The sequence below is a fragment of the Pseudomonas sp. BC42 genome, from assembly GCF_021560055.1.
GTDB lineage: Bacteria > Pseudomonadota > Gammaproteobacteria > Pseudomonadales > Pseudomonadaceae > Aquipseudomonas.
Genome location: NZ_CP091067.1, coordinates 2157049 through 2181773, shown reverse-complemented (window position 1 = coordinate 2181773; position 24725 = coordinate 2157049). Strand labels below are relative to the sequence as shown.

Below are 24725 nucleotides of genomic sequence, written 5' to 3'. Positions count from 1 at the left end.
GGGGAATGAGTGCGCGCGTTCAGCTTCAGGCCGGCCGCAAGGCCGCCGTCTGGCTCTTGATTTTGATCTTGATCTGAACGCCCCGTTAACCACGATGGCCGAACGCAGGCATTGAGCCGTGGGTAACCCGGCAGGGATGCCGGGTTAGCCGCCACCCGGCCAGGGATGGCCGGTGGCGGCAGCCCACGGATCAATGCCGGAGTTCGGGCATGCCTCGCTATGCGAGGCACCGAGTGGAGGGGCAAAGCCCTTTGGTTACTATGGGGCCCCAAAGTGACTCGCCGTAAGGGCGAAACCGCCATCCGCCGCACCCGCAGCAATGGATATGCCCCCTCCCAACCGCCAGCGGCCAGCCCCGCAGCAATGGAGCTGTACTCCAACCCACGCCGCAAAAGCCCAACCACCACCAGATTTCCCCCATCCAAAAAAAACGGGAGAACAGTCACCTGTCCTCCCGCCCATCACACCAATCAACGATACCTAAACCCCTAACAGCACCTCCCGCCTAACCGGCGTCCCGCCCTGCTGCGCCAACGCCAACACCTGCGCCAGCGACCGCACCGCCGAACCATCGGCCAACAGCCAGAGCATCTGCACCAACTGCAGATTCAGCGCCTCTACCGCCGCCTCGCTGAAGGCATTGAGACGATGGTCATAGTGGAACTGCAACTGCCCCTTGAGCTCGACATACAAAGTCAACGCCGAACTGGTCTGCTCGAAGCTGTGCATGCTCTCCAGACGCAAATCACCGACATCCCCACCCGCCGACGCCGCACTGACCGGATAGTTCTCGAACACGATCACCGTGTCGCTCAACTCCCCGCCCGGCAACCCGGCCCAGCGTTCGATATCGCTCAAGGCACTGTAGCCATGCTCACGCATCAGCAGGTTGCGTCCTTGCAGCGCCTGCAGCCAGTCACCCACGCTCTGCTCTGGCTCGATACTGGCCACCAGCGGCACATCGTTGATGTACAGCCCCAACTGCTGCTCGATGCCCTTGAGCTGTGGCGGGCGTCCGGCGATGGTGGCGCCGCAGGCCACCGTCGACTGACCGCAATGCACATGCAGGAGCAACAGCCAGGCCGCCTGCACCAGGGTGTTGGCGGTGATCTTCTGCTGCCGGGCGAAACGGGTCAGTTGCTCGGTCTGGGCCTCGTCGAACTCGAAGTAATGCTGACGATGCCCACCCCGCTGCCGATCGCCCTGGGCCATCGCGCAGGCACTGAGCAAGGTCGGCACCTTCAGTGGCTTGAGCTGTTCACGCCAGAAGCGTTCGTCGGCCTGCTGGTCACGGGCCTGCAGCCAGGCAATGTAGTCATGGTAGCCAGCCGGTCGGTGACTGATGGCCTGCCCGGTGTAGGCCGCCAACACATCGTTGAACAACTGGAACCCGCTCCAGCCGTCCAACAGGATGTGATGGTTGGTACAGATCAGCCGGTAGCGTCCCTCCCCCAGCTTGATCGCCTGCAGACGCAGCAACGGCGCCTGGGACAGGTCGAAGCCCTTGAGCCGGTCAGCCAGGGCCAGACGCTCCAGCGCAGCGCTGCTCAACACAGTGCCGTCGAGCTCCTGGAACGGCACCTCGACCTGCTTGTGGACCACCTGCAGCGGCTGCACCAGGGACCCGCCCCAGACAAAACGGCTGCGCAGGATCTCATGGGTATCCATGGCCTGCTGCCAGGCCTGACGCAGTCGCTGCGGGTCGACGCCTTGCACATCCATGCACATCTGGTTGACGAAATCCCCCGCCTCATGGTCCTGCAACTCATGCTGCAACAAGGCCTGCTGCATCGGCGCCAATGGGTAGATGTCCTCGATCTGCGCCGGCACCAGCGTCAGGGCGTCGAGCTGTTCCTGGGTCAGCCGCGCCAGCGGGAAGTCCGATGGCGTAACGCCGCCGCGGGCCTGGCAGCAATGCTCCACCAGTGCCTGCAGCGCCTGGACATAGTCCTGGGCCAAAGACTCGATCTGCGCACTGTCGAACATGCGCTGACTGAAGCTCCAGTCCAGGCGCAACTGGCCGTCGTACACCTTGCCGCTGATGGACAGCCAGTTGCCCAGGGGCGCATCGATGCTGGCATCCGCGCCATGGGCCTCGGGCGCCGGAATGAATAGCGCCTGAGGATCATCGAAACTGCCGTCGAACTGCCCCAGGTAGTTGAAGGTGACCCGAGGCTGGGCAAGCCCCTGCAACGCCTCGCGACTGGCGGTATCCCCCAGGTAACGCAGGGCACCGTAGCCGATCCCCTTGTTGGGAATGGCCCGCAGCTGTTCCTTGATCCGCTTGATCGAAGACTCGGCGCTATCCCCGGCGCTCAGGCGCACCGGGAACACCGAGGTGAACCAGCCCACGGTGCGGCTCAGGTCCAGGTCCTCGAAGAGTTGCTCACGCCCGTGGCCTTCCAGCTGGATCAGGGTCGAAGGCTGTCCGGTCCACTGCCCCATGACCTGGGCCAGGGCCGCCAGCAACAGGTCGTTGACCTGGGTCCGGTAGGCGGCTGGAGCGCGTTGCAGCAAGCGTTGGGTGGTCGCGGCATCGAGCTGGACCTGCACGCTGCCAGCGTCACGGCTCAAGGCCTGGGTGCCAGGTTCGACCCCAGGCAACGATGCCTGTGCGCCCGCAAGTTGCGCGCGCCAGTAGGCCAGTTCGGCCCGGGCCTCGGGCCCATGGGCATAGGCTTGCAGGCGTCGGCCAAAGGCCTGATAAGAACTGCTCTTGGCAGGCAACTGCAGCGCTTGCCCGGCCAGCGCCTGGGTGTAGGCGCTTTGCAGGTCCTCGAACAACAGGCGCCAGGACACGCCATCCACCACCAGGTGATGGGCCACCAGCAACAAGCGCTGAGTGGAGTCCGCCAGGGTCACCAACAGCGCCCGCAACAAAGGCCCGCGCTGCAGGTCGAGACTGCACTGGACCTTCTCGCAGAGCTGCTCCAGCTCGGCGGCGTTGGCGGCTTCGGCCTGCCACAACAGGTCCGGACCGGGCCCGGACTGATCCAGCGGACCATGGCTGGCACTCCAGCCTGCGCTCCCCTGCTGGAACTGCAGACGCAATCCGTCGTGATGTTCAAGCAAGGCTCGCAAGCCCTGCTTCAGGGCCAGCGGGTTCAAGGGCGTGGCCGGAATCAGCAGCACCGACTGATTGAAATGGTGCCGCTGGGGAATCGGCTCGGCAAAGAACAGACGCTGGATCGGCAGCAGCGGCATGTCGCCGCTCACCGGTCCCTGGTCGATGTCGTCCTGCACCCCGCACTGCGCCACCGCCGCCAGCCCTCCGATGGTCTGTTGCTCGAACAGGTCCTTGGGGGTAAAGCGGATCGAGGCCTGACGCGCTCGACTGACCAACTGCAGGGAGATGATCGAGTCCCCGCCCAGCTCGAAGAAGTTGTCGGTCAGACCGACCTGCGCCAGCTTCAGCACGTCCTGCCAGATCTGTGCGAGGCGCTTCTCCAGATCGCTGCGCGGCGCCACATAGGCGTGGCTGGCCTGGACCATTTCCGGCATGGGCAGCGCCTTGCGATCCAGCTTGCCATTGGGCGACAGCGGCAAGCGTTCGAGAAACAGCCAATAGGACGGCACCATGTTGTCGGGCAGGCAGGCCTTCAACGTCTGGCGCAGGGTTTCACGCAACCTTTCCTGGTCTTGCTCGTCCTCACGCGCGGTCGCGGCCGGCACCAGATAAGCCACCAGCCGCCGGCCATGGGCGGTGTCCTGGGCCAGAACCACCGCCTCGCTGACCTGTTCGTGGGCCATCAACCGCGCTTCGATTTCGCCCAGCTCGATGCGGAAGCCACGGATCTTCACCTGGTTGTCGATACGCCCCAGGTACTCGAACACCCCATCACTGCCCTGGCGCACCACATCCCCGGTGCGATACAGACGTCCCCCCAAGGGGCTGTAGGGATCGGGAACAAAGCGTTCGGCGGTCTGCGCGAAACGCTGCAGATAACCTCGCGCCAAGCCATTGCCGCCGATGTACAGCTCTCCGGCGACCCCCACTGGCAAGGGATTGAGATCGGCATCCAGGACATAGGCGCTGCGCTCGCCGACGCAATGGCCGATGGGCGCATAAGCAGCCTTGCAAGGCTCACCGGCAGCGGTTTTCCACACCAGCGGCGTGACCACGGTTTCGGTGGGCCCGTAACCGTTGATCATGTACTGGGGACGCAACACCTGCTGGACCAGCTCGAAGCTGGCCTGCGGCATGGCATCGCCGCCAAAGCTGTAGAGGCGCATGGGCGGCGGATTGCCGACCCGCTGCACATGTTCCGCCAACTGATGCAGGTACGCCGGAGGAAAACCGGCCATGGTCACGCCATGGCGGCGAATCGCTTCACAGGTCTGCTGCGGGGTCCACAGGCTGTCGTCACGCAGCAGCAGGCTGGCGCCGCAGACAAAGGCGGTCAGCCAGCGTTCATGAGCGCCGTCGAAGGAAAACGACAGGAAGTGCAGTTCACAGTCCTCGGGCGTCATGCCATAGCGTTCGCCGGTGGTGCGACAGTGCATCGCCAGCGGACCATGGGCCACGGTCACGCCCTTGGGCTGACCGGTGGAACCCGAGGTGTAGATCACATAGGCCAGGCTCTCTGGCGCCACTGTTACCGCAGGCGCGGTCAGCGGATGCTGCCCGACCTCCAGGCGCGACAGATCGAGCACCGCCAGACCGGCGGCCGAAGGCAGGCGCTGCAACGACTCGGTGTCACTGAGCAACAGGGCCATGCCGGAATCCGCCATGAGGTAGGCCAGGCGGTCGGCTGGGTAGCTCAGATCCAGCGGCACGAAGGCGCCGCCGGCCTTGAGCACCGCCAGCAAGGCCACCAGCAGCCCCTCGCCCCGGGGCAACGCCACGCCGACCCGGACCTCCTGGCCGACCCCGCGGGCCACCAGTTCATGGGCCAGGCGGTTGGCTCGCTGGTCCAGTTCTGCGTAAGTGAAGCGCTGCCCGGCAAACAGCACCGCCTGACGCTCCGGCCAGCGTTGTGCGAGGGCACCGATGCTCTCGTGTACCGCCGGCTCGATCCCCGGCGCGACGGGCGCTATGCATTGGCTCGCCGTCTCGGCCGGGGTCAGCAGCTCGATGGCGCCCAGTTGCAACTGGGGGTTATCAATCAGTTGCGCCAGCAGGTGTAGCAGATGGCCGTTGAGGCGCTCGATCACCGCCGCGCTGAAGGCCTCCCGGGCATAGCCGTAGCTGATGCTCAGGCGCTGCTCCAGCGCCACCGCCACCGACAACGGATAGTTGGTGCGTTCACGACTGTGCACGGCACCGAAGCGCACGCTGGAAGCCTCCTCCTGCTCCAGGGCCTGGGCCACCGGGTAGTTGTCGAAGACCAGCAGGGTATCGAACAGCGCTTCACCGCTGCTGCCGGCCCAGCGCTGGATATCGTTGAGCGGCGTATGTTCGTATTCGCGCAGTTGCAGATTGTGCGCCTGCACCTGGTGCAGCCACTGCGCTACGCTCATCTGCGCATCGGGGGTGGCGATCACCGGCAAGGTATTGATGAACAGACCGATCTGCTGCTCGATCCCCGGCAGCTCCGAAGGACGCCCCGCCACCGTCGCGCCAAAGGCCACGGTGCTCTGTCCGGTATAGCGCTGCAACAGCAGGAGCCAGGCCGCCTGCAACAGGGTGTTGGCGGTGATTTTCTGCTGCCGGGCGAAGGCCACCAGGCGCTCGGTCCACGGCAGGGTCCAATCATGGTGGAGCTCGCCATGGCCGGCATCCGCGCCCGGGTTTTCCAGGGCGATGCTGCCTGCCAGCCGGGTCGGGGTCGACAAACGCCCCAGTTGCTCGCGCCAGAAACGTTCACAGGCGCTCAGATCCTGGCGTTGCAGCCACTGGATGTAGTCGCGATAACGCCCCGGAGCCTGTGGCGGCACCACCCCGGCGTAGCGTTGCAGGACCTCGCTCATCAACTGCGAACTGCTCCAGCCATCCATCAGGATGTGGTGGTTGGTGTAGATCAGCTGGTAGTCCTGGGCCGTGGTCTGCACCAGGCACAGGCGCAACAGCGGTGCACGATCGAAATGCGCACACAGGCTGCGCTCTTCGCCGGCCAGCGCGTCAAGGGCCGGCTCGCTGGCCTGCCCGGCCGACCAGTCGAGCACCCGGAACGGCAGCGCCAGCTGACGCTGGACAATCTGCACCGGTTGCTCCAGCTCCGCTTGCCAGTGGAAAGAGGTACGCAGGATGTCGTGGGCCTGCAGGGCATCTTCCCAGGCCCGGCGGAAACGCTGCGGGTCCAGGCCCTGCACCGACACCCGGAGCTGATTGACGTAATCGTCGCTGGCCTGCTCGTAGAGGGTGTGGAACAGCATGCCCTGCTGCATCGGCGACAAGGGGTACAAGTCGGCGATGGTACGTGGGGCCACCGGCAGCGCATCCAGCTGAGCCTGGTTCAACCCGGCCAGGGGGAAGTCCGATGGCGAGACGCCCGCCGAGGTATCCAGGGTGCAATGCTCGATCAGCGCCTGCAGTTCCAGCAGGTAATCATCGGCCAGGCGCTGAACCGTCTGCGGCTTGAACAACTGATGGCTGAAGCTCCAGCTCAGGGACAGTTCGCCCCCATAGACCTGGCTGTTGACCGTCAACCAATTGCTCAGTGGCGCCTCGTGGTGACGTTCGTCACCGGCCGCTTCCGGCGCCGGAGCCAAGAGTGACTGCGAGTCGAAGCTCTGGTCGAACTGCCCCAGGTAGTTGAAGGTGATCCTCGGCTGCGCAAGCCCCTGCAGGCGTTCGCGGACCGCGTCCGGCCCCAGGTAACGCAACGCGCCATAACCCAGGCCATTGGCCGGGACCCGACGCAAGTCCTCCTTGACCGCCTTGATCGAATCCGAGAGTGGCTGCGCCGGAGTCAGGCACAGCGGATAGAGACTGGTGAACCAGCCCACCGAACGCGACAGGTCGACATCGGCAAACAGTTCCTCGCGCCCGTGACCTTCCAACTGCACCAGCATCTGCGAATGCCCGGTCCAACGGCAGATCACGCGCGCCAGGGCGGCCAGCAACAGGTCGTTGATCTGTGTGCGATAGGCCTTGGGGGCTTCCTGCAACAGCTGGCTGGTCAGCTCCCGAGGCAGCCGGGCATTGATCGCCGTGCCATGGCACGCCAGGTTCGCCCCGGCGGGATAGTCCAGGGGCAGGCCCTGAGGCGCCTGCTCCAGTTGCCGGCACCAGTAATCCAGTTCGTCGGTGTGCCCAAGGCGCTGCGCCCAGTCTTGCAGGTGCACGGCCCAATCCTGGAAAGCACTGGTCTTGGACGGCAGGACCGGCACCGCACCCTCGGCCAACTGCCGATAAAGGCTTTGCAGGTCCTCCAGCAGAATCCGCCAGGACACGCCGTCCACCACCAGGTGATGGATGACCAGCAGCAAACGCTGGCTGCCATCGTCCAGGTCCATCAGCACCGCGCGCAACAGCGGCCCCTGTTCCAGGTCGAGACTGCTCTGGGCCTGTTGGCCCAGTGCCTGAATAGCTGCGGCATCCGCCACCCACTGCCGCCAGAGGCTGACCGGCTCGGGATGCTCCTGGTGTTCGGCCTGCCAGAGGCCGACGTGCTGTCGGTACCTCAGGCGCAACGCATCGTGCTGCACCAGCAGTTGGTTCAGGGCGCGCTCCAGCAGCGGCACCTGCAACGGCTCGCGAGGGGTCAGCAGCAGCGACTGGTTCCAGTGCTGGCGCTGGGGAATGTCGCTGGCAAAAAACACCTGCTGGATCGGCGTCAGCGGCATCGGGCCACGCACCGGTCCCTGATCGATGAACAAGGCCGTGCCTTGCTTGGCCACCGCTGCCAGCTCAAGAATGCTCTGGCTGCGGAACACGTCCCGGGAGGAAATCTGCAAGCCCGCCTGGCGTGCGCGGCTGACCATCTGGATGGCGATGATCGAGTCGCCACCGAGTTCGAAGAAGTTGTCGTTGATACCGATTCGCGGCTGGTTCAAGACCTCCTGCCAGATATCCACCAGTGTCTGTTGCACGGGGTTCTGTGCCGCACGGTAGAGGTCCTGCGGACGGCCCTGCTCAGGGCGCGGCAAAGCCTGGCGATCCAGCTTGCCGTTGGGGCTCAGGGGCAGCGCCGGCAGCAACATCAGATGGCTGGGCACCTGATGGGCCGACAGGTGCGCGTTCATGTGCTGCTTGAGCCCTTCCTTGCACTGATCCGGGTCGAGCCCGGACTGGCACACCAGATAGGCCACCAACTGCTTGCCCTGGGGTCCATCCAGGGCCAGTACCGCACACTCGCGCACCCAGGGATGACTGTGCAGGCAGGCCTGGATTTCTCCCGGCTCGACCCGGAAGCCACGAATCTTGATCTGCTGGTCGATGCGCCCGCAGAACTCGATGCTGCCGTCGCGGCGGTAGCGCACCTGATCGCCAGTGCGGTACAGGCGGGCGCCGCCCTGCGGGTCGAAAGGATCGGGGATGAAGCTGGCAGCGGTCAGCTCAGGACGCCGATGGTAATCACGGGCCAATCCGGCACCGGCCAGATACAGTTCGCCCAGGCTGCCGACGGCGGCCGGCTGGCCTTCGCTGTCCAGCACATAGGCGCGGACATTGGCCAGTGGCCGGCCCAAGGGAATCGACGCAGCCTGGGACCAGTCGCCCTCCACGGCCTGGGTCAGGGCGCCCACGGTGCTTTCGGTCGGCCCGTAGTGGTTGACGATCCGGCACTGCGGCGCCAGGCGCTGGATGCGCTCAACCAGGCTCACCGGGCAGGCTTCGCCACCCAGCACCAGGCACTGACGTGGCAGCACCGCGCCATTGTCCTCACCCAACAGCGCCGCCAGGTGCGAGGGGACAATTTTCAGCACATCGATCTGTTGCTGTTGCAGGTACTGGCCCAGGCCCGCACCGTCCACCGCCAGATCGGCGCTGATCACATGCAGCGCCTGGCCGCCGCACAGGGCACCGAACAGCACCGTGTGCCCAAGGTCCGCCGCCGGCGTGGACACCAGCGCCATGCTGCGGGCCGACGCCAGCGGCAGACGCTGATGAATGGCCGCCACGTAGTTGGCCAGGGCGCCGTGGCTGATGGTCACGCCCTTGGCCCGACCCGTTGAGCCGGACGTGAAGATCACGTACGCCAGGTGTCCGGGAGCCGTCAGGGGTTCGAGGTTGTCGGCACTCAGGGCCTGGCGTGCCGGCGAATCCTCGAGGGGCTCGATACAGAGCCCGGGCAGATCGGCAAAACGCCCGATCATCTGCTGTTGGGCCAGCAACTGGGTAATCCCGCTGTCCTCGATCATGCCGTTGAGGCGTTCCTGCGGGTATTCGGGGTCCAGAGGCACGTAGGCGCCGCCGGCCTTGAGCACCGCCAGCAGGCCCACGATCATCTCGATCGAGCGTTGCGCGGCAATGCCCACCAGCACATCCGGCCCCACGCCGCACTCGCGCAGCTGACGCGCCAGGCGGTTGGCCTGCGCATTGAGCTGTTGATACGTCAGTTGCTGCCCGGCGCAGACCACGGCCAGCGCATCGGGGCTGCGCACTGCATGCGCCTCGACACAGGCCGGTACCGACAGGGGTGGACGCTCAAAGGCGCTGCCGAGGTTCCACTGCTCCAGTATCTGCGTGCGCTCTGCCACATCGAGCATCGGCAGTTCGCCCAGGCGACGCTGCGGTTCGCGCACCACCGCCTGCAACAGGTTGTGCCAATGCCGGGCCATCTGCTCGATGGTCTGCGGGTCGAACAGGTCGCTAGCGTAGACCAGCGCTCCCTGCAGGCGCCCGCCTTCTTCATGGGTGTTGAAGGTCAGGTCGAAGCGCACGGATTCGCTGTCGCTGGCCAGGGCCTCGATCTTCAGCCCGGGAATCTCCACCCGCGCGCCTTCGTTGTCCCCCGCCAGGTGGTTGTAGAGCACCTGGAACAAGGGGCTCTGGTTCAAGCTGCGCTCAGGCTGCAGGGCATCGACCAGTTGCTCGAACGGCAAGTCCTGATGCGCCTGGGCCTCCAGCACCCGGGTCTTGACCTGGGCCAGCAAGGCACTGAATGACTGCTGCGGGTCGATCTCGGCCTGCAGCACCTGGGTGTTGACGAAGAAGCCGATCAGCCCCTCGACTTCGGCCCGCGTGCGGTTGGCCACCGGCGTGCCCACGCGAATGCTGCGGGCACCGCTGTAGCGCTGCAGCAGCACCTGCAGGGACGCCAGCAGCACCATGAACAGGGTGCAGCCGGTACTCGCGGCCAGTTCGCGCACACCGCGGTCCAGGTCCTGATCGAAGACCATGGCGTGGCGCCCGCCCCGGGCACTGCGCAGCGGCGGGCGCGGCCGGTCCAGAGGCAGTTCCAGGGTCAAGGGTTCGCTGCCCAGGCGCTCGCGCCAGTACTGCAGCTGCCGCTCGGCTTCACCGGCTTCCAGCCACAGGCGCTGCCAAACGGCGAAGTCGGCGTACTGCACCGCCAGCGGCGCCAGGTCCGGCGCGCGCTGGTATTGGCGCCAGTGCACATAGGCGCTGGTCACCTCGCCCACCAGGATCGGCAGCGACCAGGCATCACTGATGATGTGATGGGTACAGAACAGCAGCACATGTTCCTGGGGCCCGAGCTTGATCAGGGTCGCCCGCAACAGCAGGTCGTGCTCCAGGTCGAAGGGGCGTTCGCCCTGCTCCGTCACCTGTTCGGCCACCTGCGGGCCGGACTCCTCAAGGTGGCTGTAATCCAGGCGCTGCAGAAGGAATTCACGCTGGGGATGAATCACCTGCATCACTTGCTGGCCGTGCAGGCTGAAGGTGCTGCGCAGCACTTCATGGCGGTCGATCAGGTACTGGATACTGCGTTGCAGATCGGCGTCCTGCAGGTCGCCCTGCAAGCGCAGCACCGCCAATTGGTTGTAGGCGCTGGAGGTGGGCTCCAGTTGCCAGAGAAACCACAGGCGCTGCTGGGCATAGGACGCGCACATCAGCGTCTGGTCCTGGCTGCGCCCAGGGATCGGCAACAGGTCCAGGGACAGCCCCTGCTCGATCATCTTGCGCTGCAAGGCGCTACGCTCCTGGGGGCTGAACGCGGCGAACCGCTTGGACAGCGCCAGCATGCGCTCGGGTAACGGATTCATCACTCCTGGGCCTCCGCAAACAGGGCTTCCAAGGCATCGACCTTGTCCCCTGTCACCCCGGAATCACGATGCAGCTCGACCTGTCGGGCCAGCAGCTCCACCGTTTCGCCCTCGAAGAACACCCGCAGCGGCAAGGACAGGTTGAGCTCGCTTTGCACCTTGGAGCGAATGCGCGTGGCCAGCAGCGAGTGGCCGCCCAGGGCAAAGAAGTTGTCATGCACACCGACCCGCTCCAGTTGCAGCGCCTCTTGCCAGATGGCGGCCAGGGTGGCCTCCAGCTCGTTGCGCGGCGCCACATAGGCGCTGCCTTGCAGCTCCAGAGCGCTCAGGGCGTTACGGTCCAGCTTGCCGTTGGGGGTCAGGGGGAAACGCTCCAGGACACTGAGGAACGACGGCACCATGTACTCGGGCAACTGCTCGCGCAGCTGGGCCAGCAGGGCCTGCTCCTGGGCCTCGCGGTCGTCGACCTGGGCCAGCACCACATACGCCACCAACTGTTTGCCGGCCGCCGTGTCCCGGGCCACGACAGCGGCTTCGCGCACATTGGCAGCTTGCCCGAGCAGGCTTTCGATCTCGCCCAGCTCAATGCGAAAGCCTCGGATCTTCAGTTGGAAGTCAATCCGACCGAGGTAGTCGAGCGTGCCCTGGGGCAAGCTGCTGACCCGGTCCCCGGTGCGATACAGGCGCGCGCCGGGGGTGCTGGCGAACGGGTCCGGGAGGAAGCGACTGGCGGTCAGGGCCGGACGCTTGAGGTAGCCACGGGCCAGGCCCGGACCTCCGATGAACAGCTCGCCCTCGCGACCGATACCGGCCAGTCCGGCTTCTTCATCCAGCACCCGCAGTCGCGTACCGGCGATAGCGCCACCGATGGCCACCCGCTCATCCACAGGCGACTGCTCCACGGCAAAAGCCGAACACCAGACCGCACTTTCCGAAGGGCCGTATTCATTCACCAGCAAGGTCTCGGGCAGCCGTTCCCGGTGCCGCAGGGCCAGCTCCACCGGACAGGCTTCGCCGGCCACGATCACACAGCGCAGTGACGGCTGCTGCAGGGCTTCGAGGATTTGCGCATAGAACGATGGCAGGGCCAGAAAGTGGGAAATCCGCTGCGCGTCGATGAGCTCGGCGACCTGCTGCGGGTCCTTGTGCTGTTCTTCGCTGGGCAGGTACAAGGTCGCGCCCTGGCTCAGGGTCCAGAAGATCCCCGCCACGGAGCTGTCGAAGGAGAACGAGGACAGCATCAGGAAACGTTCCAGGGGCGCCTGGTAGAACGCGCCGCGGGCCAGGGTCGAGGTGCTGGCATTGGCGTGGGACACCATCACGCCCTTGGGTTTGCCGGTGGAGCCCGATGTATAGATGACATACGCCAGGTTGTCGCCCGTGCTGCGGCTAGGCAGCGCTTGGGCGTTGCCGCTCAACAGTTGAGGGTCCAGGCTGATCTGGGGCAGGTCGGCCGGCAGGACAATGTCCGGATGCAGGGGTTGCAGGCTGATCAGGCAGCGCACCGCTGCGTCCTCGAGCATGAAGGACAGGCGCTCGCTGGGATAGGCCGGGTCCAGCGGCAGGTAGGCGCCACCGGCCTTGAGAATCCCCAGCAGGGCCACCACGATCTCGATGGAACGCGCCCCATAGACCCCGACGATGGCGTCGCTGTCGACCCCTTGCTGGCGCAAGCTGTGGGCCAGCTGATTGGCCTGACGGTCGAGCTCGGCGTAAGTGATTTCCCGGCCATCGACATGGATCGCGGCACGCTCGGGAAAGGCCCGGGCGGCCTCTTCAAACAGCTGGTGCAGCAGCGGTGCAGCGGCGGCGCTCAGGTCCGCGCTGCGATCGAAATCCTGCAACAGGCGCTGCGCCTGATCAGCGCTGACCAACGGCAATTGCTCAAGGGTCAGGCTGCTGTCCGCGGCGGCCGCTTTGAGCCACTGGGCGAACTGTTCGAGCCAGGCGGCAGGCAGGCCGTCGGGCAGCAGACGGGGCTGCCAGCTCAGTTGCAGCGACAGCTGGTCGGCCTCGGCCCGGGCCTGCAGGTGCAGCTTCTCGAAGTACGCCCGATCGAGGAGCAGCTCCTGCACCTCGGCGCCTTCGCTGTAGGAGCAACCCAGGTCCAGGGGACGGGGCTGCTCGGCGCCGAACGCTTCCAGCTCGTTCAGGCAATCCTGCCAAGAGCGGCTCAGGTCCAGCTGATGACGGAACGCCTGCAGGTTGTCCTGCAAGGTGGCTTGGGGCTGCAACGTGACGGCCACGGGCAGGCGCCGGCTGAAATGGCCCAGGGTCTGCTGCAACTGGTCGCTGCGACCGTCCACGGTCAGCGCCACCAACAGCGAGTCCTGCTGGCTCAGCCCGGCGAGGAAACCGGCCCAGAGGAACAGCAGGCTGTCCTCGACACTCAGCTCGGCCGCACTGGCCAATTGGCGCAATGCCGGTGCCAGATCGGTGTCCAGGCGGCATTCCTGCAACTGCGGCGCAAAGTCCAGGCGGCGCTCGAACGGCAGGCGCACGCCCGGCTGCTGTCCGGCATACAGAGTGCGCCAGAACTGCAGGCCTTCGCGACCGATCGCCTCCTCCCCCAGCTCGCTCTGCCAGGCGGCGTAATCGGCGTACTGCAGGCTGTCGAACGCTGGCAACTGCCGTCCCGCACACAGTTGCTGCAGTTCGGTCATCAGCAATGCCAGAGACTGGCGGTCACAGCTGGCCAGGGTCACGCTGATCAGCAACTGACGATCCAGCAGCGAGGCCACCAGGGGCACTTCGGCCAGGGCCAGGCGATCCTCGGCACGGGCCTGTTGCAGGCTGCGTCCCGCTTCCAGCGACAGGCGCAGGCGCACCTGGGGGGTGATTTCCTGCACCGGTTGCTTGAAGCCGGGCACCTGCCGGTAGCGGGTGCGCAGGATTTCGTGGCGCTGGCACACCTCGTTCAGTGCGGCCTCCAGCACAGCACGCTCGGGCGGCGTGTCGAAGGACAGGAGCGCCTGCGCCGCCAGCGGCTGGCCCAGGTACTGCTGCTGGGAAAGAATCGCGGCCTGCTGGGCCGAAATCTGAAACGTCTCTGCTTGGGAAAAGTCGGTCATGCTGATGTCCTTAACCAATGGCCACGTCGGTGCTTTTCAGCGGGACGGCCATGGCTGTGAGTATTTTGCGCGGGCCTGAATATTCGTTGCGGGCGTGCAGGGTGAGGATGTTGTCGAGCATCACGACGTCGCCCTTCTCCCAGGGAAACTCCACCATCACCTCGCGATAGAGCTGTTGCAGATGGGTGATGTAGTCATCGGGGATCGGGCTGCCATCGCCAAAGAAGGTGTTTTGCGGCAGGTCCTCGGGCGCGAACTCCGCCAGCAGGCTGTCGCGGATGCTCTCTGGCAGGGTCAGGGCATTGAAGAACGTCGCATGGTTGAACCACACGCTCTCGCCGGTACGCGGATGCCGGACCATGGCCGGGCCCTGTTGCCGGGTGCGCAGGCGGTTGCCGGACTTCCACTCCGGGGTCACGCCGATCTTCGCGCAATAGGCCTCGACCTCGGCGCGGTTGTCGGTCTGGAACACGGTCTGCCAGGGCAGCCCCATGCCGTCGCCATAGTTGCGCACATAGAGCACGCGCTTGCGCTGGAACTCTTCGCGCACCTGTGGATCGATCCGCGCCAGCAAATGCCGGGTGTCGCCAAATGGCGTCTCGCCGCCGGTGGTCGACGGCACGTCGCAGTAGAAATACAGGTGCAGCGGAAACACCGGGGAATAGGAGTGCTCGTTGTGGGGAAAGATCTTTTCCACGGCCGGGTAGTCGGTGGAGCTGTAGACGTTGAGTTTCTTGGTGATCTGGGTCCGCGGCGAGGCCCGGAACAGGTACTCCAGGGCACCACCGGAAATCGAATCGACGCACTGGTTGAATTCGTTGATGTCCTGCACCGCGAAGCCGCGGAACAACAACGTTGCGTGCCGGTCGAGCTTTTCCTGGAGCAGCTCGCGGTTTTCCCCGGCCCACTGCGCCAGCCCCACGCCAGGAACGTTCGGCGTGCACAGCAGGGGAATCGAGCTGTTCTCGAACAGCGGCGTGAACGTCACCAGGCTGGATTGGTCCAGGCTCAAGCTCTTGCGCCGTCCCTTGCCCAATGCCGGTATGGCTTGAGACTCGAATTTCGACATGACCCACCTCCGATTCGCGGTATCAGGCGCGGCAATCGCACGCGCCTGCATGATTGTTCAATATGGCTTCACTCGACCGGCACCCGTCCTGGACGGCGCCGCTGAATCGGGTGCTGTTGCTTGAGCAGGGCCTGGCGCTGTTGCAACTGGTCTCGCTCGCGCAGGTATTGGATATCCCGTGCCTGGTTCAGCAACGCCGCCAACGGCGCCTGGGTATCGACCACCATCAGCTCGAACACCGCCTGCAACTGCTCGAACAGGCACGCCATGTCCGCGGCGGTGTAGAGCCCGGCATCGCACTTCAGGCCGAGGTAGATGCCCTGGGGCGCATTGACGAACTCGGCCACCAGGTCCAGCTCCGCGGCAGCCCTGCCGGCAGCCACCGGCTGCACGTCCAGGCCGTCGATCGACAAGGGCTGATCAAGGCTTTCCTGATAGATGAACTTGATGCTGAACAACGGTGAACGACCGGCGCGCCGGACCACCCGCAGCGCCTCCACCAGGCGCTCGAAAGGCAGGTCCTGGTGATCCGAAGCACCGATGACCGTGCTCCGTGTCACCTGCAGCAAGTCGCTGACGCACTGTTGTTCCTCGACACTTATCTGCAATACCAGTTGGTTAACGAAGAAGCCCACCAGATCTTCAACGCCGGCGTGATTGCGGTTAGCGATATCGGTCCCCAGACGCACCCGCGAACTGTCGCTGCGCTGCCCCACCACCAGGGCAAAACCTGCCAGCAGCAGCATGTACAAGGTCACCCCCTGGGCACTGGCAAAGGCGCGCAGCGCCTGGCTCTGAGCCGCCGAAAAATGGAACTCGTGGAGATCGCACAAGGGTGACGGCGCCTGCCCTGGCTGCACCGTGGCACTGGCGGGCAAGCGCGTGAGGTGATGGTCATCGCCCAGGACATCACGCCAGTAATCGAGCTGACGCTGCAGTTCACCACCTTCGAGCCATTGGCGCTGCCAGACAGCGAAGTCCACGTAATGCAGGGCCGGCTCCGGCAACGGGCTGGCCGTGGCGGTCCGATGGGCGTGATACAGGCTTACGAACTCGGTCGGCAAAATGCCGAACGACCAATGGTCGGCGACGATGTGGTGCAGGGTCATGAGCAGCAGATGCCGTTGCGGCTCCAGCCGCAGCAGGCGTACACGCATCGGCGGACCGGCGATCAGGTCGAAGGGCTCCGCGGCCTGTTGCTGCAACTGCTGCTGGGCCATGGTCTCGCGCTCGGCCAGTGGCAAGGCGCACAGGTCATCGAACACGAACGACAGCGGCAGGTGGCGATGGACGTGCTGCCAGCTCTCGCCTTCGACCTCGCTGTAGGTGGTACGCAATACCGAATGCCGCTGCATCAGCGATTCGAAGGCTTGCCGCACCGCCTCGATGTCCAGCTCGCCACGCAACTCCAGGGCCCGGGCGATGTTGTACATCGAGCTCTGCGGCTCCAACTGCCAGAGGAACCACAAGCGCTGCTGGGCAAAGGACAACGGCTGTGGCCGCGAGTCATCCACCCGGCACAAGGCCGGGGCCGCCTCCGGAGCCTCAGTGGCGCCCAGGGCGGCGACAAAGGCCTGCAGGTCGGGCGCATCGAACAGGGTCCGCAGCGCGGCCTGCAAGCCCAGCTCATGCCGCACCCGGCTGATGACCTGGGTGGCCAGCAACGAGTGCCCGCCCAGGGCGAAGAAGTTGTCCTGCAGGCCGACCCGCTCGACTTCGAGCACGCTCTGCCAGATCGCCGCCACCTGCTGCTGCAGTTTGCTGTGCGGGGCCACATAGGCTTGTTGCAAGGCACTCAAGTCCGGCTTGGGCAGGGCCTTGCGGTCCAGCTTGCCGTTCGGGTTGAGGGGCAGGCGCGGCAACAGCAGCACGTGGCTGGGCAACATGTAATCCGGCAGCGTTTCCTTGAGCCCGGCCTTGATCAGCGCGCAACGCTCAGCCTGTGCCTGAGCATCGCCCAGGTCGTCGTCGGTATCCCCAGGCAACGCAGAGGGCACCACATAGGCCACCAGTTGCATGCCGTTGTTGGCCGGCACGGCCAGCACCACCGCCTCACGCACATCTGGCCGAGCCGACAGGCGCGCCTCGATTTCCCCCAGTTCGATGCGGAAGCCGCGGATCTTCACCTGATGATCGATGCGGCCGATGTACTCGATCGCCCCTTGCGGGTTGTAACGCGCCAGGTCGCCACTGCGATACAGCCGGGCGCCGGGCTGACCGGCAAAGGGGTCGGGAATGAAGCGCTCGGCGGTCAGTCCCGGCCGGTCAAAATACCCCTGGGCCAGGCTCGACGCAGAACCGATGCACAGCTCTCCGGTGCCGCCTTCGGGCAGCAGATTGAGGTCGCCGTCGATGATCCGCAGGGCGCGGCCGATGATCGGCTGGCCGATCGGGATGCCGTAGACCTCGCTGGCATCCTGCTCCCGGCAGTCGTGGACACTGGAGACCACGGTGGCCTCGGTCGGGCCGTAGGTATTGAGCAGGCGTACCCCCCCAAGCCCGGCGGCGTGCCACAGGCGCAAGCCCTCCACCGACATCGCCTCGCCGCCGACATGCACCTGGCGCAGGCGCCCCAGGCTGCGGATACCGTCGGCCATGCACTTCTTGGCCAGCAAGTGCCAGTAAGCCGCCGGCAGGTCGGCCAGGGTCACGCCCTGGCTGACGATCACCGCCGCCAGTTGCTCGACGGCCCAGGGCTCGTCGCCGCGCATCACCAGGGCCGCGCCGAGACAAAGGGTTGGGTAACACTGCTCGACGAAACCGTCGAAGCTGAAGGTGGCGAATTGCAGCACCTTGTCGGTGGCGGTGAGTGCCGAATAATCCGCCGCCGCTTCGCAGAACGCCGACAAGGCCCGGTGATCGATGGCCACGCCCTTGGGGACCCCGGTGGAGCCCGAGGTGTAGATCACATAGGCCAGGTCTTGCGGGCAGGCGCGGTTCTGCGGATCGGCGCTGGAGCAATGGCTCAAGCGTTGCGCCAGGCTCGGCAGATCCCAATGCAGCACGCTGTCGGGCAGCAGCGGCGCGGCCCAGATGCCGGTGTCGCTGAGCAGCAGGCTCAGGCGGCTGTCGGCAATCATGAACGCCAGACGCTCTTGCGGGTATTGCGGGTCCAGGGGCACATAGGCCGCGCCACTCTTGAGCACCGCCAGCAGGCTGACGATCAGTTGCGGACCGCGCTTGAGTGCCAGGCCGACCCGATCCCCCGGGCCAATCCCCTGGGCTTGCAGACAATGGGCCAGGCGGTTGGCCTGGGCGTTCAACTGGCCATAGTCCAGTTGCTCGCCATCGACCACCAGCGCCAGCGCCTCGGGCGTGGCCGCCGCCTGCGCGGCGATCCGCTGGTGCACCAGCGGCGCCTGGGCGGGCACCACCTCGGCCAGCTGGCTGTGCTGCAGCAAGTCCTGGCGCGCCTGTTCGCTCAACAACTGCAAGCCCCCCAGGGCCGCGTCGGGATCGGCCATGAACTGCAGCAGCAAATGCCGCAACTGGGCACAGAAGCCCTGGACCTGATCGGCACTGAAACGACTGCGGTCATAGCTGAAGTCCAGGCTCAGGTGCTCGCCCAACTCGATGCCCAGGGTCAGCGGATAGCTGGTCTGCTCGTGGTTGGCCAGGCCGGAGAACTGCAGCCCGGCCGGAGCCCCCTCCTTGAGGGCCTGGGCCACGGGGAAGTTCTCGAACACCAGCAGGCTGTCGAACAAGGGGGCGCCCTGGTGCCCGGCCCAACCCTGGATCTCGTAGAGCGGCACGTGCTCGTGTTCGCGCAAGCCCAGATTGAGCGCCTGCATCTGCTCCAGCCATTGCCCCACGCTGCACTGCGAACGTGGCTGGCAAATGATCGGCAAGGTATTGATGAACAGCCCCAACTGCTGCTCGATACCCGGCAGCGGCGCCGAACGCCCCGCCACGGTGGCACCGAAGATCACGCACTGCTGCGCGCAATAACGCTGCAGCAACAGTGCCCAGGCGGCTTGCAGCACGGTGTTGAGGGTGACCTTCTGCTGCCGGGCAAAGCTGCCCAGGCGTTGTGTCAGCGCCTGGTCGAACCCTTCCAGGTGCTGCCCATGGCCGCTGCCCGACACCGGCTTGCGCACCCCGTCGGCGAGCAAGGTCGGCGAGTCCATGGCGTGCAGGCGCTCGCTCCAGAACTGTTGTGCAGCCGGGGCCGACTGCTGCTGCAACCAGCCCAGGTAGTCGCGATAGCGGCCTTGGGGCGCCGGCAAGCGAGCGCCGCCGTACAACTGGATCACTTCGGCCAGCAGGCTGGCATTGCTCCAGCCATCGAGCAGCAGGTGGTGGCAGGTGTAGATCAGGTGCCAGTGGTTGTCGGCGATGGGCACCAGCAGCAGGCGCAGCAAGGGCGCCCGATCCAGCTCGAACCCCCGGGAACGCTCTTGCGCGGCCAGTAGATCGAGATCCGCCGGGGCCGATGCCAGTACCTGCAACGGCACCTTGACCCGGTTCCTGACCAACTGATGGGCGCTGTCCAACCCTTCCCAGTGCACGCTGCTGCGCAGGATCGGGTGGCGATCCAAGGCACTCTGCCAGGCATCGGCAAAGCGCTGGGGATCAAGGCCGTGGATGTCCAGGCGCAACTGGTTGATGTAGGCCTGTTCCTGGGGCTCGTAGAGGGTATGGAACAGCATGCCCTGCTGCATCGGCGTCAGCGGATACAGGTCCTCGATGGCAGCCGCCAGCACCGGCAGCGCGTCGAGCTGTTGCTGGGAGATCCGTGCCAGCGGGAAGTCCGAAGGCGTAGCTTGGGCCTGATCCAGCCCACAGCAGTGCTCGATCAGCAGGCGCAGCTCGGCGAGGTAGTCATCGGCCAGCCGCTGGATGCTGGAGTCGCTGAACATTTCCTCGCTGTAGCCCCACTGCAACGCCAGTTCGCCGCCATAGACCTGGCCTTCCAGGGTCAGCCAGTTGGCCAGGGGTGCCTGTGGGTCCTGAGCCTGCCCGCTGCTCTGGCTGGCCGGCGTCCACAACGCCTGCTCATCGAACTGGCGATCGAACTGGCCCAGGTAGTTGAAGGTGATCCGTGGCTGCGGCAATGCCGCCAGCGCCTGACGCTGGGCCGGGCTGCCCAGGTAGCGCAGCAAGCCGTAGCCCAGCCCCTTGCCGGGGATCGCGCGCAGTTGCTCCTTGATCCCCTTGATTGCAGCCCCAGCTTGCTCGGCCGGCTGCAGGCGCACCGGGTACAGGCTGGTGAACCAGCCCAGGGTGCGGGTCAGGTCCAGATCGTCGAACAGGTCCTCGCGACCATGCCCTTCCAACTGGATCAGGGCCGAAGCCTGCCCGGTCCAGCGGCACAGTACGCGAGCCAGGGCGGTCAACAGCAGGTCGTTGACCTGGGTGCGATAGGCGCTCACAGCCTGTTGCAGCAGTTTGCGGGTCAGCCCCACATCCAGTCGCGACTCGATCTTGCGGCCATGACGGTTCTGCAGGCCGCCCGCTGGGTTGTCACAGGGCAAGTCGCCGGCTCCGCTCTGCTGCGCCAGCCAGTACGGCAGTTCGGTCTCGCGCTGCGGCGCATGCTCCCGCAAGCGCCGGGCCCAGGCCTGATAGGCACTGGTCTTGGGTGGCAGTTGCACCGTCTGAGCCTCCGCCAACTGCCGGTAGGCCTGTTGCAGGTCCTCCAGCAGCACCCGCCAGGACACCCCATCCACCACCAGGTGGTGGATCACCAGCAACAGTTGCTGGCGACCCGACTCGTGCTCCACCAGGACCGCGCGTACCAGGGGGCCGGCTTGCAGGTCCAGGCTGCGCTGGGCCTCGTCGCACACTGCCGCCAGGGCCTGGTCATGCTCGACCCGGCACTGCCACAGGTCGAAGTGGCTGGCAGGCTCGGCATAGGCCTGCTGCCAACCCTGCTGCGTGCCGACAAAGCGCAGGCGCAAGGCATCGTGATGATTGACCACCTGCAACAACGCCACCTGCAACAGCGCTGGCTGCAAGGGCTGGCGCGGGTCCAGCAGCAACGACTGGTTCCAGTGCCCCGGTCGAGGCACCTCCTGAGACAGGAACCAGTGCTGTACCGGGATCAACGGCACCTCACCGGTCACTGGTCCCTGGTCGATCTGCGGCTGATCGTCGAGGACCGCGACCTGGGCCAGGCTGCGCACGCTCTGGTACTGGAACAGGTCCCGGGGCGCCAGACGGACCCCGGCCTGACGGGCGCGACTGACCACCTGGATCGAGATGATCGAATCACCGCCAAGCTCGAAAAAGTTATCGTCCAGGCCTACCTGAGCGAGCCCCAGCACATCGCACCAGATGCCCGCCAGGGCCTTCTGCATGGCGTTCTCCGGGGCCACATAGGCCAGTTGCGGCGCCGTCTCGGGCAGCGGCAAGGCCTTGCGGTCGAGCTTGCCGTTGGCGGTCACCGGCAAGCGATCCAGGGCCAGCAGGTGATGGGGCACCATGTACTCCGGCAGGCTGCTGGCCAGCCAGGCCTTGAGTTCGTCGGTCCACCCCTGGGCCTGGGCGCCCTCTTGCAACACCAGATACGCCACCAGGTGCTTGGCGTTCTGCACCAGCACCACGGCCTCGCGCACGCTCGGGTGCTTCATCAGCCGGGCTTCGATTTCACCCAGCTCGATACGCAGGCCCCGCAGCTTGACCTGATGATCCAGGCGCCCCAGGTACTCGATCACGCCATCGGCGCGCTGGCGCACCCGGTCGCCGGTGCGATACAGCCGCGCGCCCTGGTGGAACGGGCAAGGTACAAAGCGCTCGGCGGTCAGGGCCGGGCGCCGGTGGTAGCTGCGCGCCAGGCCGCTGCCACCCAGGTAGAGTTCGCCGGCGACGCCGGCCGGCACCGGTTGCAACTGAGCATCCAGCACATGGGTGCGCAGGTTGGCGATCGGCCGGCCGATCGGCACGCTGCTCGCGCCTTCATCGACACAGGTCCAGTGGGTGACATCGATTGCGGCTTCGGTCGGGCCGTACAGGTTGTACAGGGCCGCACCGGGCAGTCGGGCAAAGACCTGCTGCTGGGCTTCCAGGGGCAGGGCCTCGCCACTGCAGACGATGCGCGTGAGGCTGCTGCAGGCCGATACCCCACTGTCATGGATAAAGGCCTGGAGCATCGACGGCACAAAGTGCAGGGTGCTGATCCGCTGTTCGGTAATGATGCGGATCAGTTGCGCCGGTTCCCGGTGGGCGCCCGGGGCCGCCACCACCAGCCGCGCGCCGGTCATCAGCGGCCAGAAAAACTCCCAGACCGAGACGTCGAAGCTGAACGGGGTTTTCTGCAGCACCGCATCACTGGCGTCCAGGCCGTAGGCCTGCTGCATCCAGTACAGGCGGTTGACCAGCGCCGCGTGGCTGTTGCCTGCGCCCTTGGGCTTGCCGGTGGAACCCGAGGTGTAGATCACATAGGCCAGGTTCAGCGGGTCGACCAGCGTCTCCAGCGGGCCGCTGTCATAAGCCAGCAGCGCGTCCTGATCCTGGTCCAGGACGATGACCTTGAGCGCCTGCGCATCGGCTTGGAAATCCAGCAGCGGCAGCAGCGAACGCTGGCTCAGCAAGAGGCGGATGCCGCTGTCCTCGATCATGTAGGCCAAGCGGTCCCGGGGGTATTCCGGGTCCAGGGGCACGTAAGCGCCACCGGCCTTGTGGATCGCCAGCAGGCCCACGACCATTTCGATGGAGCGTTCGATGCAGATGCCCACCAGCACATCCGCCGCCACACCCTGCTCACGCAGCAAGCGGGCCAGGCGGTTGGCTCGGGCATCCAGTTCGGCGTAGCTCAGTTGCTGCTCGCCGAACACCAAGGCGCAGGCGTCGGGGGTACGCCGGGCCTGAGCTTCGATCAGTTGCGGCATGCTCAACCCGGTGGGGTAAGCCTGCGCCGTGGCGTTCCAGTCGTGCATCAGGGTCTGCTGCTCACGGGCATCGAGCAGCGGCAACTCGCCTATGCGCTGCTCGGCATCCCCCAGCATGGCCTGCAGCAGGCCGAGCCAGTGGCGCGCCATGCGGGCAATGGTGGCGGCCTCGAACAGATCGTCGGCGTAGGTCAGGGCGGCGTGCAGCGTGCCGGACTTCTCGTAGGTGTCCAGGGTCAGGTCGAACTGGGTGGTGCGGCTCTGCCACTGCACCAGGCCCAGCTCCAGGCCGGACGCGGTCTGCACCGTGCTGATATCCGCCACTTGCGGCTGGTGGTTGTACATCACCTGGAACAGCGGCGTGTGGCTCAGGTTGCGCTCCAGCTTGAGCGCCTCGACCAGTTGCTCGAACGGCAGGTCCTGGTGGGCCTGGGCCCCCAGCGCTGCATCCTTGACCGCCTGCAGCAGCTCGCCGACCCGGGTCTGGCCGGTAAGCCGGGTGCGCAGTACTTGAGTGTTGACGAAGAAACCGATCAGCCCTTCGACTTCGGCGCGATTGCGGTTGGCGATGGGCACGCCGACGCGGATATCGCCCTGGCCGGTGTAGCGGTGCAGCAGCACATTGAAGGCGCCGAGCAACAGCATGAACAGGGTGACGTTGTGCTGCCTGGCCAGGGTCCGCAACTGTTCGGCCAGCTCCGGCGCCACGGCAAAGTCATAGCGGGTGCCGCGGTAACTGGGCACCGCCGGTCGCGGATGATCGGTGGGCAGTTCCAGCACCGGGTGCTCGTCGCCCAACTGCGCCTGCCAGTACTCCAACTGCCGCGCCTGCTCCCCCGCTTCCAGCCAGCGGCGCTGCCACAGGGCGTAGTCGCTGTACTGGATTGGCAGCGGCGGCAGTTGCGGCGCCTCGCCCCGCTCGAAGGCGTCGTAGCAGCGGATGAACTCGTCGATCAGCACGTTCATCGACCAGCCGTCGGAGACGATGTGGTGCAGGGTCAGCAGCAACACATGCTCCTGCTCATCGAGTTGCAGCAGCTTGACCCGCAGCAGCGGACCGCGGTCCAGGTCGAACGGCAGCAGCGACTGGCGCTGGGCCTCGGCCGCCACCGCCTGCTCGCGGCCGGGGGCGTCGATGGCGCTCAGATCGAGAAACTCCACCGACAGCGAGCCCGTCGCCGGCGCCTGCTCCAGGCGGTCGTCGGCATGGCGCTTGAACACCGTGCGCAGGGTTTCGTGGCGCGCCACCAGGGCGGCGAACGCCTGCTCCAGCGCCTGGCGATCCAGCGCTCCGTTCAGGCGCACCGCCCCCGGCAGGTTGTAGGCGCCGCTCTGCGGGTCCAACTGCCAGAGAAACCACATGCGCCGCTGGGCGTAGGACAGTTCCTGACGGTCCTCGACGGCCACCTCGGCCGGAATTGGAAACAACGAAAAGTCGATGTTTTCCGCTCGCAGGCTATCGAGGAATAACCGGCGCTTCTCCAGCGGCAGCTCGATAAACCGGCGTGCGAGTTTCAGGGACTTTTCAGCGTTCATCGGGGGTTCATCCGTACATGTTGGGTATCGAGCAATGGCTCGGCTATCCCTACGAAACGGATGGCCCAGGAGAAAAATTAACCCCGCCCAGCGCGGACGCAGGGGCATCGCCACGGTAAATTGCGCAGGCCGCGGCTCGTCAAATCAGGACCTTCTCCTGAACAAGGTCGC

Annotated in this window: 4 protein-coding genes; all 4 read right to left on the bottom strand. The window is 65.8% G+C overall.

Annotated features, from left to right (window positions below):
- Positions 1–480: 480 nt before the first annotated feature.
- Positions 481–11049 carry a non-ribosomal peptide synthetase gene (locus tag L1O02_RS10215; protein ID WP_235759813.1) on the bottom strand — a complete coding sequence of 3523 codons (10569 nt, stop codon included), beginning with the start codon at positions 11047–11049 and terminating at the stop codon, positions 481–483.
- Positions 11049–14120, bottom strand: coding sequence for an amino acid adenylation domain-containing protein (locus L1O02_RS10210; protein ID WP_235759812.1), 3072 nt, complete (start codon positions 14118–14120; stop codon positions 11049–11051). Before L1O02_RS10210 ends, L1O02_RS10215 begins: the two co-directional genes overlap by 1 nt.
- A 10-nt stretch (positions 14121–14130) precedes the next feature.
- A complete protein-coding gene (locus tag L1O02_RS10205) occupies positions 14131–15189 on the bottom strand; it encodes a TauD/TfdA family dioxygenase (protein WP_060840287.1) in 1059 nt (352 codons plus the stop codon).
- A gap of 68 nt (positions 15190–15257) precedes the next feature.
- Complete coding sequence (locus tag L1O02_RS10200) at positions 15258–24554, bottom strand: non-ribosomal peptide synthetase (protein ID WP_235759811.1); 9297 nt, start codon at positions 24552–24554, stop codon at positions 15258–15260.
- Positions 24555–24725 lie beyond the last annotated feature (171 nt).

Bases quoted from the DNA above. Each gene is read 5' to 3' on its own strand.
- L1O02_RS10215 (WP_235759813.1), bottom strand. From the start codon at position 11,049: ATGAATCCGTTACCCGAGCGCATGCTGGCGCTGTCCAAGCGGTTCGCC.
- L1O02_RS10210 (WP_235759812.1), bottom strand. From the start codon at position 14,120: ATGACCGACTTTTCCCAAGCAGAGACGTTTCAGATTTCGGCCCAGCAG.
- L1O02_RS10205 (WP_060840287.1), bottom strand. From the start codon at position 15,189: ATGTCGAAATTCGAGTCTCAAGCCATACCGGCATTGGGCAAGGGACGG.
- L1O02_RS10200 (WP_235759811.1), bottom strand. From the start codon at position 24,554: ATGAACGCTGAAAAGTCCCTGAAACTCGCACGCCGGTTTATCGAGCTG.